This window comes from Pseudomonas folii (assembly GCF_014357575.1).
In the GTDB taxonomy this organism is placed as follows: Bacteria; Pseudomonadota; Gammaproteobacteria; order Pseudomonadales; family Pseudomonadaceae; genus Aquipseudomonas; species Aquipseudomonas folii.
Window position 1 is genome coordinate 1 of record NZ_JACONW010000150.1, and the last position, 12,440, is coordinate 12,440.

The following is a 12,440-nucleotide window of genomic DNA, read 5'->3' on the forward strand; positions in this document are numbered from 1 at the left end:
TACCGGCTCATCCGCCACCATCCCCGCCTTCATCCTCGCCGCATCCCGACTGAAACACCGCGAAGCCAGATACAAAAACACCAGTGTCATGAACAGCGCCACCGGGATCAGGTACATGGCGTCGTGCAGACCAACCGCCTTGTACACCTCGCTCATCTGCTCAGCACCCGCAGCCGCCATGGCCGAGTGGGCAAAGTGATCTGACAGCAAACCCACCACCACGGGCCCCAGCCCGCCGCCCAACAAATACAAACCTGCGAAGAACAACGCCATCGCCGTCGCCCGCAACCGGGGCTCGACCACGTCCTGAATCGCGGTGTAGACGCAGGTGTAGAAGTTGTACGCAAACAACCAACCCAGGCTGAACACACTGACGAACACACCGATTTCAATGCGCCCCGCATGCAAGGCATATCCCGTGGCCAGCGTCGCAATCAACATGCTGCCCGCCGCGAACAACAACCGACCGTTGGCGAACCGTTGATGCAATTTGTCAGCGACCCAGCCGCCGAGCGTCAACCCGACCAAACCCGTTACACCGACAATCATCCCGGTCGCCACCGCAGCATCATGCAAAGGCAGCAGAAAATAACGTTGCAGCATCGGCACCATGAACGAGTTGCACGCATAAGTCGCAAAGTTGAAGGTCAGCCCAGCCAACACCAGCCAGCCAAAAGTCGGCACCGAGAGCACCCGACGAATCGGCCTGTCGATTTTCTCCTCGGACATGCGCACACTTTCCGCTGCGCCACGCTTGGGTTCACGAATGAAGAACATGAACACCGCCAGCACCAGGCCCGGCACGGCAGCAATGAAAAACGGGGCCCGCCAGCTGTCGAAGGCTGTGACCATCGCACCGATGGTGAAAAACGCCAGCAGCAACCCCAACGGCAGCCCCAGCATGAAAATACCCATGGCCCGTGCGCGTCGATGAGCCGGGAACAGATCACCGATCAGCGAGTTGGCAGCCGGGGCGTAGCTGGCCTCGCCAATACCGACGCCCATCCGTACCAACAGAAACGTCCAGAAACTGCCCGCCAACCCGTTGACCGCCGTCAGCCCGCTCCACACTGCCAGACCCCAGCCCATGATTTTCTTGCGCGAGCCGTTATCGGCCATACGGCCCAGCGGCAGCCCCGCAATGGCATAGACCAGCGTGAACGCGGTACCGATGATTCCCAACTGGAAATCACTCAAGTGCCACTCCTTGCGAATCGGCTCAATGATGATCGCGGGAATGGTCCGGTCAAAAAAATTGAACAGGTTAGCCAGAAACAGCAAAAACAGAACGCGCCAGGCATTGGACGCCTGTGGTGACAATGGCTGCGGAGTACCTTGCATGGTGGAGCTCCTTTTTTATTGTTATAGCAAGCGCTTGAAGCAGAAGGACTCTGGTTGATCTAGGAGGCCTTTGAATAGCTGTCTGTAAACATTCGCGGAGGAAATGACCTGCCATGGCGACACCGGCATCGCGTTATAACTTTTCGCTATTGAGTTAATTCCAAATTGATTGGACCCCTCAGCCCTTTCCAGTTGGCACGTTTGGCGCAACTCCTATACTGACAGCGAATCGCCACCACTCCTGAATGCTGGCGACCCTGGTATTGAACACATGGGGCCCGCTATGGAATGGCTTGGTTTGCACTTGATGTCCGGTCAATCCCACGACGGGATGCTGCTGCTGGACTGTACGCACAACATGTTCCTCATGGCGCTGTCCTTTGGCGTCATCTCAGCTGCATGCCTGGCGACGCTGGATATCGGCGAGCGCATCATCCATTCGGAAAACCACCAGAGTCGGCAACGCTGGCAGGTGCTGGGAGCCCTCTGCCTGGCAGGCGGTGCGTGGGCCATGCATTTTATCGGCATGCTCGCCTTTGAAACCCCGATGAAGCTCAGCTACGACCTTCCCACGACCATTGCTTCGCTGTTTATTGCAGCCATCGCTGGCGCGTTCGCGATCAAAGCCATCAGCCAGGAAGTCCTCGGGCCAGGTCAATGGCTGCTTAGCGCCATCGGTATAGGCCTAGGCGTGGTCATCATGCATTACGTCGGCATGTCGGCATTGCGCTCGTCTGCCGTTCAGTACTATCAACCCGGTCCGTTCGGGCTCTCGATCCTGATGGCCATCCTGTGTGGCGCAGTCTTCCTGCTAATGCCCAGCTATTTGCGTCAGGGCAGCGGCATGTTCCACCAGATGCTCAAATATGGCGCCAGCATGTTGCTCGGCGCGGGCTTGCTGGGCACCCACATGATCGGCATGTGGTCGCTGAATCTGGTGCTGCCGGAGAATGTCCCACTCGAATCGGCGCCCCCGGAAAACGCCATGCAACTGGGCCTGACCATTGCGATCATTGCCCTGCTGATTATTGCCGGTAGCCTCAGCGCCTCGATGGCAGACAAGAAACTGCAAAGCAAGGAACACGACCTGCGCCGCGTGAATGCACTGCTCAGCCAACTGGATCAGGCACGAATGTCGTTGCAACAGGTGGCACATTACGACGCACTGACCAATCTGCTCAATCGCCGTGGATTCAACCAGACCTTTGCGGAGAAGCTGACTGACCATTACGCCAGCGGCGGAATGATGGCGGTGATGTTCCTCGACATCGACCATTTCAAGCGCATCAATGACAGCCTTGGGCATGATGCTGGCGATGACCTGCTCAAGGCGATCGCCGAGCGCATTCGCAGCGCGACGCGGGGCGATGATGTGGTGTCCCGCTTTGGCGGCGATGAGTTCTGCATTCTGATCAGTCTGCATAACTATGAAGAGGCCGAGCAGTTGGCCAATCGGGTCATGCAGAAGATGAAAGAACCGATCGCCCTGGCCGGGCGGCATATGGTCATGACCACCAGTATCGGTATCAGTATCTTCCCGCAGGACGGCCAGACGTGCGACGAACTGCTCAAGCACGCCGACCTTGCGCTCTACCAATCCAAAGGCAACGGCCGTAACCGGGCGCATTTTTTCAGCCCTAACCTCAAGACCAAAGCCAGCCTGGAACTGCAGCTGGAAGAAGAACTGCGCAACGCGCTGCTTGAAGAAAACGGCCTGCAGGTCTATTACCAGCCCATCGTTGATCTCAAAACAGGTCAAGTGGCCAAGCTCGAAGCACTGGTGCGCTGGGAGCACCCGCAGCATGGTTTGCTGACCCCGGACCGCTTCATCGAGATAGCCGAGACCAACGGCCTGATCGCCGATCTTGATAACTGGGTGCTGCGCCGCGCATGCCTTGATCTGGGCCGACTGTCCGGCAATGGCCTGGATGAGCTGATTATCGCGGTCAATTGCTCTGCGCTTAACCTGACCCGGGAGAATCTCATCGATGACATCCAGCGCGCCTTGCGACAGGCCAATGTTCCCGCCCGGCGTCTGGAGCTGGAGGTCACCGAGAACGCGCTGATGGGCAATATCAGCACCACTATCGGTCTGCTCAAGCAAATCCGCTGCCTGGGTGTCTCGTTGTCCATCGACGACTTTGGCACAGGTTATTCATCCCTTGCCTACCTCAAGCGCCTGCCGCTGGACACGGTCAAGATTGATCGCTCTTTCATTGGTGATATACCCGGCTCCGCTCAGGACATGGAAATCGTTCAGGCAATCATCGTGATGGCCCATACCTTGCGATTGAAGGTCGTGACCGAAGGGGTAGAAACGTCGCAGCAGAAGGAGTTTCTCAGCAAATATGACTGCGATTATATTCAGGGCTATCTGGTCAGCCGACCACAGCCTCTTGAGCAGATCCTGCCGCTGGTGCAGAAGCTGAACCAGCGTAAAACGGCCAGTCAGACCGGCCCGAAAACAGCTCAGCACACTCCCATGCCGGAAAAGTGGAGTCATGGCCCCGCGCGCTGATGATGGGGTTAAACAGGCTCAGTTACTCATGTCGTGGGACCGGCTTTAGCCGGGAAGAGGCCATTGCAGTCAGCGCATCTTCATAGCCTGGATACTGCCTTCCCGGCTGAAGCCGGTCCCACGTCGGGTCATTTGGCGAAATTCATTGAGAGATTTCGCTACCCAGAGCCCCCGGCGCAGTTACCAGACTTCCCACTTGAACCTGCAGCTCGCACCAAAGCAGATCACGAACTAAGCAGGCGCCCTATCCTGGACCAGAACCCAAGGTGCCACTACGACGGCCCAGAGCACCGGATCGCGCTCCACAAGCTCTAGCGCCTTGGCTTCAGCCACCTTGCCGACTTCAGCACTGGCGAGCCACGCACCGACTTTATCCGCTTCGTTCTGCGCAACCGCCTGCGCCACCTCAATCAAATCCAGCGTCGGCTCGACCCACAACAGGGCACCTCGCGCAAAGAACGGCTGAAGCTCGGTCCAGGTAATTGATGCCGTCTCGCCGAGCAATTTGGCATAGAGGGTGCTTGGTTCTTCACTCATGGGTTTCACCGAAAAGAAAATCGACGCAAATGATAGCGCCGAGTCCGCTCAAGACAAACCCAGATACAAGTAATTGATTGCAGGGAAGATCAGGCAAACCAGGGGTTTAGAGGTCGATTGGACAAGTCGAACCGCATGATTCTGTATCTTTCTTACAATTAAGCGACATCGATCGTTTTTGCCCCCTGCGGCTAGCTATTCAAGCCATTGACCGGCGCTCTAAACTGTTCCGGTACAGTTTGCCGGGGGTTAGATCGGTGTTTAAAATCCGGTCCCGCTGCCTAGGCATCAGGATTATAAAAATTAAAACACAAGAGTGGAGCATCATGACTAAGGGTACCAAGAAGCTTTCCAAGCTGTTTGCCGCATTGGTTATGGCGGGGGTTGCCAGCCATTCGTTCGCAGCAGACACCATCAAGATCGGCATCGCGGGTCCTAAGACCGGCGCAGTTGCCCAGTACGGCGACATGCAGTTCAGCGGCGCAAAAATGGCCATTGAGCAGATCAACGCCAAAGGCGGCGTCGATGGCAAGAAACTCGAAGCCGTTGAATACGATGACGCTTGCGATCCTAAACAAGCGGTCGCGGTAGCCAACAAAGTCGTCAACGACGGCGTCAAGTTCGTGATCGGCCACCTGTGCTCCAGCTCCACCCAACCGGCTTCGGACATCTACGAAGACGAAGGCATCATCATGGTGACTCCGGCTGCAACCAGCCCGGAAATCACTGCGCGTGGCTACAAACTGATCTTCCGCACCATCGGTCTGGACAGCGCTCAGGGCCCGGCAGCTGGCGACTACATCGCCAAGCAGGTCAAACCTAAAACCGTCGCCGTCATCCACGACAAGCAACAGTACGGTGAAGGTATCGCCACCGCTGTTAAGCAGACTCTGGAAAAAGATGGCGTTAAAGTCGCGCTGTTCGAAGGCATCAACGCTGGCGACAAAGACTTCTCGTCGCTGATCGCGAAGATGAAACAAGCCAACGTCGATTTCGTTTACTACGGCGGCTACCACCCGGAACTGGGTCTGATCCTGCGTCAGGCTCAGGAAAAAGGCCTGAAAGCTGGCTTCATGGGTCCGGAAGGCGTGGGTAACGCGTCGATCTCGCAGATCGCTCAGGATGCATCCGAAGGCCTGCTGGTCACCTTGCCTGCTTCGTTCGACCAGGATCCAGCCAACAAGGCTCTGGTTGAAGCGTTCAAGGCCAAGAAAGAAGATCCAAGCGGTCCGTTTGTGTTCCCGGCTTACGCTGCGGTTCAAGTGATCGCTGACGGCATCACCGCTGCGAAAAGCGAAGACACTGACAAAGTGGCCAAAGCTATCCACGCTGGCACCTTCAAGACGCCAACCGGCGACCTGTCGTTCGATGACAAGGGTGACCTGAAAGACTTCAAATTCGTGGTCTACACCTGGCACAAAGACGGCACCAAAACTGAAGCGCCTGTGAAGTAAGCATTCGCCATAAGTTGAACCCAAAGCCCACTGCAACCGCAGTGGGCTTTGTTTTACGAGCGCAGGTGATCCACAAGACCAACTGTCGCTGACCATCTTGAAACCGTCACCAGTGATTCACTGGGCTTGTATCCAACGTGGACACATACCACGACGTGCAAGCGGCCAAAGACTTCACCAGTGAAACATAGAGCAGGTTTTTAGGAGCACGCTGTAATGCCCGAGATAGACATCTATCACTTCCTCCAACAGCTGGTTAATGGTCTGACCATTGGCAGCACCTATGCCTTGATTGCCATCGGTTACACGATGGTCTACGGCATCATCGGCATGATCAACTTCGCCCACGGCGAGGTGTACATGATCGGTTCCTACGTCGCGTTTATCGCCATTGCCGGGTTGACCATGATGGGCATCGACAGCCTGCCGCTGGTCATCACTGCAGCCTTTGTCGCCAGTATCGTCGTCACCAGCGCCTACGGTTATTCCATCGAACGCGTGGCTTATCGACCGCTGCGTGGCAGTAACCGTCTGATCCCGCTGATTTCTGCCATCGGTATGTCGATCTTCCTGCAGAACTCGGTTCTGTTGTCTCAGGACTCCAAAGACAAATCGATCCCCAACCTGATTCCCGGCAACTTCGTGTTTGGCTCGGCCAGCACTCATGAAGTCGTGATTTCCTATATGCAGGTGCTGATTTTCGTCGTGACACTGATCGCGATGCTCGGCCTGACCTGGTTCATCTCCCGCTCCCGTCTGGGTCGCGCCTGCCGCGCCTGTGCGGAAGACATCAAGATGGCCAATCTTTTGGGCATCAACACCAACAACATCATCGCCCTGACCTTCGTCATCGGCGCTGCGCTGGCGGCAGTTGCTGCCGTCTTGCTGAGCATGCAATACGGCGTGATCAACCCCAACGCAGGTTTCCTGGTCGGCATCAAAGCCTTCACCGCAGCAGTACTGGGCGGCATCGGCAGTATCCCGGGCGCGATGCTCGGTGGTCTGGTGCTCGGCGTGGCAGAAGCGTTTGGTGCCGATATCTTCGGCGACCAGTACAAGGATGTGGTGGCGTTCGGTCTTCTCGTATTGGTGCTGTTGTTCCGGCCGACCGGCCTGCTCGGCCGTCCGGAGGTTGAAAAAGTATGACCAGGAATCTCAAATCGGCGTTTTTCAGCGCCTTGCTGGTGCTCGCCGTCGCCTACCCGGTTTTCGGCCTGAAGCTGGAAATCGTCGGCGTCAAACTGGCCGTCATTGGCGCCAGCACCACCACCGTCAGCGTGATCATCGCGGGCGCCATCGCGATGTTCCTGCGCGTGCTGTTCAATGAGCAGATCACTGCGGCATGGCGCTCCTCACCGAACATGCCACTGGTGCCAGCCAAGGCCAGCAACTTCCTGAGCCTGCCGTCCACTCAACGCTGGATCATTCTCGGCCTGGTACTGGTCGCACTGGTCTGGCCGTTCTTCGGCTCTCGAGGTGCGGTGGATATCGCCACGCTGATCCTCATCTACGTGATGCTCGGCCTGGGCCTGAACATCGTGGTTGGCCTGGCCGGTCTGCTGGACCTGGGCTATGTCGGCTTCTATGCCGTCGGCGCCTACAGCTACGCCCTGCTCTCTCACTACTTCGGCCTGGGTTTCTGGATCTGCCTGCCGATTGCGGGAATGATGGCGGCGCTGTTCGGCTTCCTGCTGGGCTTCCCGGTATTGCGGCTGCGCGGCGACTATCTGGCCATCGTGACCCTGGGCTTCGGTGAAATCATTCGCTTGCTGCTGCGGAACCTGACCGATATCACCGGCGGCCCGAACGGCATCAGCAACATCGAAAAACCGACCCTGTTCGGCCTGTCGTTCGAGCGTAAAGCAGCTGAAGGCATGCAGACCTTCCACGAGTATTTCGGGCTGCCATACAACTCCATCAACAAGGTGATCTTCCTGTATCTGGTTGCCCTGTTGCTGGCGCTGGCTGCGCTGTTCGTGATCAATCGCCTGCTGCGCATGCCCATTGGTCGTGCCTGGGAAGCATTGCGTGAAGACGAAATCGCCTGCCGTGCACTGGGCCTGAATCCGACCATCATCAAGCTGTCGGCCTTTACTCTGGGTGCAGCATTTGCCGGTTTCGCGGGCAGCTTCTTCGCCGCTCGCCAAGGGCTGATCACGCCGGAGTCGTTCACCTTCATCGAGTCGGCAATCATTCTGGCCATCGTCGTATTGGGTGGTATGGGCTCGCAACTGGGCGTCATCCTCGCAGCCATCGTGATGATCCTGCTGCCTGAGCTGATGCGTGAGTTCAGCGAGTATCGCATGTTGATGTTCGGCGCCATGATGGTGCTGATGATGATCTGGCGTCCTCAAGGTCTGCTGCCCATGCAACGTCCACACATGGAGCTGCGCAAATGAGCCGCCCTATCCTCGAAGTCAGCGGCCTGAGCATGCGCTTTGGCGGTCTGCTGGCGGTCAACGGCGTAGGCCTGACCGTCAATGAGAAACAAGTCGTGTCGATGATCGGCCCCAACGGTGCTGGCAAGACCACGGTGTTCAACTGCCTGACCGGTTTCTACAAGCCCACAGCGGGCACCATCCTGCTCGACGGCGAGCCGATTCAAGGCCTTGCAGGTCACCAGATCGCCCGTAAAGGCGTGGTGCGGACGTTCCAGAACGTGCGCCTGTTCAAGGAAATGACGGCCCTGGAAAACCTGCTGGTTGCCCAGCATCGTCACCTGAACACCAACTTCCTGTCGGGCCTGTTCCGCACTCCGGCGTTCCGTCGCAGTGAGCAGGAGGCCATGGAATATGCCGCTCACTGGCTGGAAGCGGTCAACCTCAAGGAGTTCGCCAACCGTACGGCGGGCACCCTGGCCTACGGTCAGCAACGCCGCCTGGAAATCGCCCGCTGCATGATGACCCGGCCGCGCATCCTGATGCTCGACGAGCCTGCTGCAGGTCTGAACCCGAAGGAAACCGAAGACCTCAAGGCCTTGATCGGCGTACTGCGCAACGATCACAACGCGACGGTGCTGTTGATCGAACACGACATGAAGCTGGTGATGAGCATTTCCGACCACATCGTGGTGATCAACCAGGGAACACCGCTGGCTGACGGTACGCCGGCACAGATCCGCGATAATCCTGAAGTGATCAAAGCCTACCTGGGGGAAGCGTAAATGCTGCAATTCGAAAACGTTTCCACCTTCTACGGCAAGATCCAGGCCTTGCACGACGTCAATGTAGATGTGCGCCAAGGCGAGATCGTGACGCTCATCGGTGCCAACGGTGCGGGTAAGTCCACGCTGCTGATGACCTTGTGCGGTTCGCCCCGCGCCCACAGCGGCAGCATCCGTTACATGGGTGAAGAACTGGTCGGTCTGGAATCCTCGGTGATCATGCGTAAAAGCATCGCCGTGGTCCCGGAAGGCCGTCGCGTGTTTGCGCGCCTGACCGTGGAAGAGAACCTCGCCATGGGCGGCTTCTTCACGGAAAAAGACGACTATCAGGAGCAGATGGACAAAGTGCTGCACCTGTTCCCGCGCCTGAAAGAACGCTTCAACCAACGCGGCGGCACCATGTCCGGTGGCGAACAGCAAATGCTCGCAATCGGCCGTGCGCTGATGAGCAAGCCCAAGCTGCTGTTGCTGGACGAGCCCTCACTGGGTTTGGCGCCGATCATCATTCAGCAGATTTTCGAGATCGTCGAACAGCTGCGTCGTGATGGCGTGACGGTGTTTCTGGTCGAGCAAAACGCCAACCAGGCCTTGAAGATCGCCGACCGGGCCTATGTACTGGAAAACGGTCGTGTGGTGATGCAAGGCACCGGTGAAGAACTGCTGGTAGACCCGAAAGTGCGTGATGCCTATTTGGGCGGTTGATGATTCGCTGCAATAAGAAAACGGCCTTCGGGCCGTTTTTTATTACAGCGACATATCACATTTAACTCTGGACCTGTGGGAGCGAATTTATTCGCGAAGGCGGTATTTCAGTCAATACATCTGCTGCGTATGTACCGGCCCCTTCGCGAATAAATTCGCTCCCACAGGAATTGGTTCGACATGGAATATCCCACAGGGGCCTGCCTTCCGATTCAGGCGGCAGCCCCTTTCAGGTATCCCCCACCCCCAACCGCTCCAGCGCCGCACTGCTGCGCTGAAACCAGCCCAACAGATAATCGGCCAGCACCTGCATGCGCTTGGGCAATTCCCCTTCATAGGGGTGGACCAGAAACAGCGGTGAAATACTGGTCTGGTAATCGCGGAACAGCCAGTGCAGCCGACCATCGTTGATTTCGGCGTGCACCATATACGAGGGCAATCGGGCGATGCCGGCACCGACCAGCGCCGCCTTCTTCAATAAACCATAATGGTTACTGGCAAACGTACCGTTGACCTGAACCCGGGTCAGTTCGTGGTGCTGGTGGTAAAGCCACTCGTTACGACCGCTGTAATGGCTGTTGAGCAGACAAGTGTGGGCAATCAGTTCATGGGGGCTGTTCGGCTGCCCATGTAATTGCAAATAAGCGCTGCTGGCACAGGTCAGCTCCTGCATCGCGAGCAAAGGCTTGGCGACGAGGCGCTCATCACTGGCCACATGGGAGCGAATGGCCAGATCAAAGCCGTCCCGGCGCAAGTCACGAAAAGCGTTATTGAGTTCCAGCTCGACTTTCACCTGCGGATACTGCGCAGAAAACTCCATCAGCAGGCCTTCGAAAAACGTCTCCCCCAGAGACACAGGGGCAGTGACACGCACCTGCCCCACCATGTCATCGCGCATCAGCTCGACGATATTACGTGCCCGCTCCACGCTCGCCAGCAACTGCTGCCCTTGCGGCAACAAGGCAGCACCCGCCGACGTCAGGCTCAGACTGCGAGTGCTCCGATGAAGCAGCATCACGCCATAGCCCTGCTCCAGCTGGCTTATCCGCTTTGACAAGTAGCCTTTGCTGCAGCCCAGACGTGCCGCCGCAGACGTGAAGCTGCCTGCATCGATCAAAACCGCAAAAGCTGCGAGGTCATCAATTTCACTCACCGTCATTGTTTCCCTATGAGAACCAAAGGTTGCCTATTAGCACGCTTATCGACTGCAAATAGCGACCCTACACTGCCCACTCGACATCCATGAATGAATCTCCGGAGCAGCAGCATGAAAATTGTATTGATTGGTGCAAGTGGCACCATTGGATCGGCCGTCGCCCAGGAACTGGCCCAACGTCACGAGATCGTCCGCGCAGGCCGCAACAGTGGAGAGGAGCAAGTGGATATTAGTGATAGCGCTTCAATTCGAAAACTGTTCGAACGGATAGGCCGATTCGATGCAGTGGTCTGCGCCGCTGGCAATGTGAAGTTCGCGCCGCTGGCGGAGATGACTGAAAGCGACTTCGCCCTCGGCTTGCAGGACAAATTGATGGGCCAGGTCAACCTGCTGCTGATCGGTCGGGAGTTCGCCAACGATGGTGCATCGTTCACCTTTACCACCGGAGTCCTCAGTCACGACCCGATACGCGCGGGCGCTTCGGCCAGCCTGGTCAATGGTGCCATCGACGCCTTCGTCCGGGCAGCAGCCATTGAGTTGCCACGCGGCATGCGGGTCAATTCGGTCAGCCCTAACGTTCTGATTGAGGCCATGGACAGCTATGCGCCGTATTTCCGGGGTTTTAAACCTGTGGCCGCAGCCGATGTAGCGCTGGCTTACGCGAAAAGTGTCGAGGGCCTGCAGACCGGTCAGACGTATCACGTTGGTTAATGCCTCTTGTGATGGGGCCGCAGGCTGAGTAACGTGGCGGCACATGTCTGGAGACCACTCAATGTTTGCTGTTCGTTCCGCTCTGCTCGTCGCGCTGTTGCCACTGTTCGCTGGCTGCCAGATGCTTGCCTCTCACTCCGGTTCAGACCCCGTCTCGAAGGCTGGCTGGATTCGCATGCAGGGTAATCTGACCGGCGATAGCGGCAAGTTGATGTTCCAGCCGTGCAATGAGCAGCGTCGTTATGTGGTCAAGGACGGCGACAACACCGGCATCCTGCAGGAAGCGACGTCCCTGGCGGACAGCTCCGGCAAGGTATTCGCCGACTTGCGCGGTGTGTTCGTTGCCAGTAAGGCCGTCAACAGCGATGGCCAGTTGGACCTGCGTCAGGTCTACCGCGTCGAACGTGCGGGCCAGGCCTGTGAAGACCCCAACTTCAAGCGCCTGACCTTGCACGTCAACGGCAACAAACCGGCCTGGAACGTTAACGTCAGTGGCAAAGGTATGGTCATTGAGCGTCTGGGCAAAGACTCCATTGCCGTCCCTTATGTGGAAGAACAACTGCCAGACGGCCGTTTCAGCGTCAGCAGTGAAGCCAACGGCAACAAGATGGAGCTCTGGGTCGCGCCACAACGTTGCGTCGATAGCGTGGATGGCTCGGTGCAGCATTTGACTGCCGAGTTGCGGATCAACGGCGAGACCTCGCGGGGTTGCGGGTATTACGGCGGGTCGCGGGATGATTGATCTCGGTTGAGATCGGTTTGATCTTTATTGATTGTGGCATTTAGTAGTTTTGAGTACATATCCGTTGCTGGGTAATGGCTAATATTGGTTGCGCCCTTACGGCGCCTCACTTTTGA

At 57.3% G+C, this 12,440-nt stretch carries 11 protein-coding genes; 8 read left to right on the top strand and 3 right to left on the bottom strand.

Going from position 1 to position 12,440, the window contains the following annotated elements:
* Positions 1-1,341: spinster family MFS transporter (locus H8S59_RS22350; protein ID WP_187522838.1), on the bottom strand; the 1,341-nt coding region annotated here is incomplete at its 3' end.
* 283 nt (positions 1,342-1,624) lie between these two features.
* Here H8S59_RS22350 and H8S59_RS22355 point away from each other — a divergent pair.
* Positions 1,625-3,859, top strand: coding sequence for a bifunctional diguanylate cyclase/phosphodiesterase (locus H8S59_RS22355; RefSeq protein WP_095101206.1), 2,235 nt, complete (start codon positions 1,625-1,627; stop codon positions 3,857-3,859).
* 231 nt (positions 3,860-4,090) lie between these two features.
* Here H8S59_RS22355 and H8S59_RS22360 read toward each other — a convergent pair whose 3' ends face one another.
* The gene (locus tag H8S59_RS22360; RefSeq protein ID WP_095101208.1) at positions 4,091-4,396 is read right to left on the bottom strand and encodes a DUF2288 domain-containing protein; all 306 of its coding nucleotides are present in this window, start codon (positions 4,394-4,396) and stop codon (positions 4,091-4,093) included.
* Positions 4,397-4,722: 326 nt separating this feature from the next.
* Between H8S59_RS22360 and H8S59_RS22365 the strand changes: the two genes are divergently transcribed.
* The 5 genes from H8S59_RS22365 (at position 4,723) to H8S59_RS22385 (ending at position 9,715) form a co-directional block, all read left to right on the top strand.
* Complete coding sequence (locus tag H8S59_RS22365; protein ID WP_187522839.1) at positions 4,723-5,850, top strand: branched-chain amino acid ABC transporter substrate-binding protein; 1,128 nt, start codon at positions 4,723-4,725, stop codon at positions 5,848-5,850.
* A gap of 216 nt (positions 5,851-6,066) precedes the next feature.
* Positions 6,067-6,996 (top strand): high-affinity branched-chain amino acid ABC transporter permease LivH, encoded by a 930-nt coding sequence (gene livH, locus H8S59_RS22370; protein ID WP_095101212.1) that lies wholly within the window; start codon positions 6,067-6,069, stop codon positions 6,994-6,996.
* A complete protein-coding gene (locus H8S59_RS22375; protein WP_187522840.1) occupies positions 6,993-8,249 on the top strand; it encodes a high-affinity branched-chain amino acid ABC transporter permease LivM in 1,257 nt (418 codons plus the stop codon). The genes livH and H8S59_RS22375 overlap by 4 nt, the downstream gene beginning before the upstream one ends.
* Positions 8,246-9,013: a high-affinity branched-chain amino acid ABC transporter ATP-binding protein LivG gene (gene livG / locus H8S59_RS22380; protein ID WP_027900848.1), complete on the top strand. Its 768-nt coding sequence runs from the start codon at positions 8,246-8,248 to the stop codon at positions 9,011-9,013. The genes H8S59_RS22375 and livG overlap by 4 nt, the downstream gene beginning before the upstream one ends.
* Positions 9,014-9,715: an ABC transporter ATP-binding protein gene (locus tag H8S59_RS22385; RefSeq protein ID WP_027900847.1), complete on the top strand. Its 702-nt coding sequence runs from the start codon at positions 9,014-9,016 to the stop codon at positions 9,713-9,715. It abuts the gene before it with no gap.
* Positions 9,716-9,944: 229 nt separating this feature from the next.
* Here H8S59_RS22385 and H8S59_RS22390 read toward each other — a convergent pair whose 3' ends face one another.
* Positions 9,945-10,868, bottom strand: coding sequence for a LysR family transcriptional regulator (locus tag H8S59_RS22390; protein ID WP_095101382.1), 924 nt, complete (start codon positions 10,866-10,868; stop codon positions 9,945-9,947).
* Positions 10,869-10,982: 114 nt separating this feature from the next.
* On the opposite strand from H8S59_RS22390, the gene H8S59_RS22395 reads away from it, so the two are divergent.
* Both H8S59_RS22395 and H8S59_RS22400 read left to right on the top strand, forming a co-directional pair.
* A complete protein-coding gene (locus H8S59_RS22395) occupies positions 10,983-11,582 on the top strand; it encodes a short chain dehydrogenase (RefSeq protein WP_187522841.1) in 600 nt (199 codons plus the stop codon).
* A 61-nt stretch (positions 11,583-11,643) separates the two neighbouring features.
* A complete protein-coding gene (locus H8S59_RS22400; protein ID WP_187522842.1) occupies positions 11,644-12,324 on the top strand; it encodes a COG3650 family protein in 681 nt (226 codons plus the stop codon).
* The last annotated feature ends 116 nt before the right edge of the window (positions 12,325-12,440 follow it).

Bases quoted from the DNA above. Each gene is read 5' to 3' on its own strand.
- H8S59_RS22375 (WP_187522840.1), top strand. From the start codon at position 6,993: ATGACCAGGAATCTCAAATCGGCGTTTTTCAGCGCCTTGCTGGTGCTC.
- H8S59_RS22400 (WP_187522842.1), top strand. From the start codon at position 11,644: ATGTTTGCTGTTCGTTCCGCTCTGCTCGTCGCGCTGTTGCCACTGTTC.
- H8S59_RS22395 (WP_187522841.1), top strand. From the start codon at position 10,983: ATGAAAATTGTATTGATTGGTGCAAGTGGCACCATTGGATCGGCCGTC.
- H8S59_RS22365 (WP_187522839.1), top strand. From the start codon at position 4,723: ATGACTAAGGGTACCAAGAAGCTTTCCAAGCTGTTTGCCGCATTGGTT.
- H8S59_RS22360 (WP_095101208.1), bottom strand. From the start codon at position 4,396: ATGAGTGAAGAACCAAGCACCCTCTATGCCAAATTGCTCGGCGAGACG.
- H8S59_RS22355 (WP_095101206.1), top strand. From the start codon at position 1,625: ATGGAATGGCTTGGTTTGCACTTGATGTCCGGTCAATCCCACGACGGG.
- livG (WP_027900848.1), top strand. From the start codon at position 8,246: ATGAGCCGCCCTATCCTCGAAGTCAGCGGCCTGAGCATGCGCTTTGGC.
- livH (WP_095101212.1), top strand. From the start codon at position 6,067: ATGCCCGAGATAGACATCTATCACTTCCTCCAACAGCTGGTTAATGGT.
- H8S59_RS22385 (WP_027900847.1), top strand. From the start codon at position 9,014: ATGCTGCAATTCGAAAACGTTTCCACCTTCTACGGCAAGATCCAGGCC.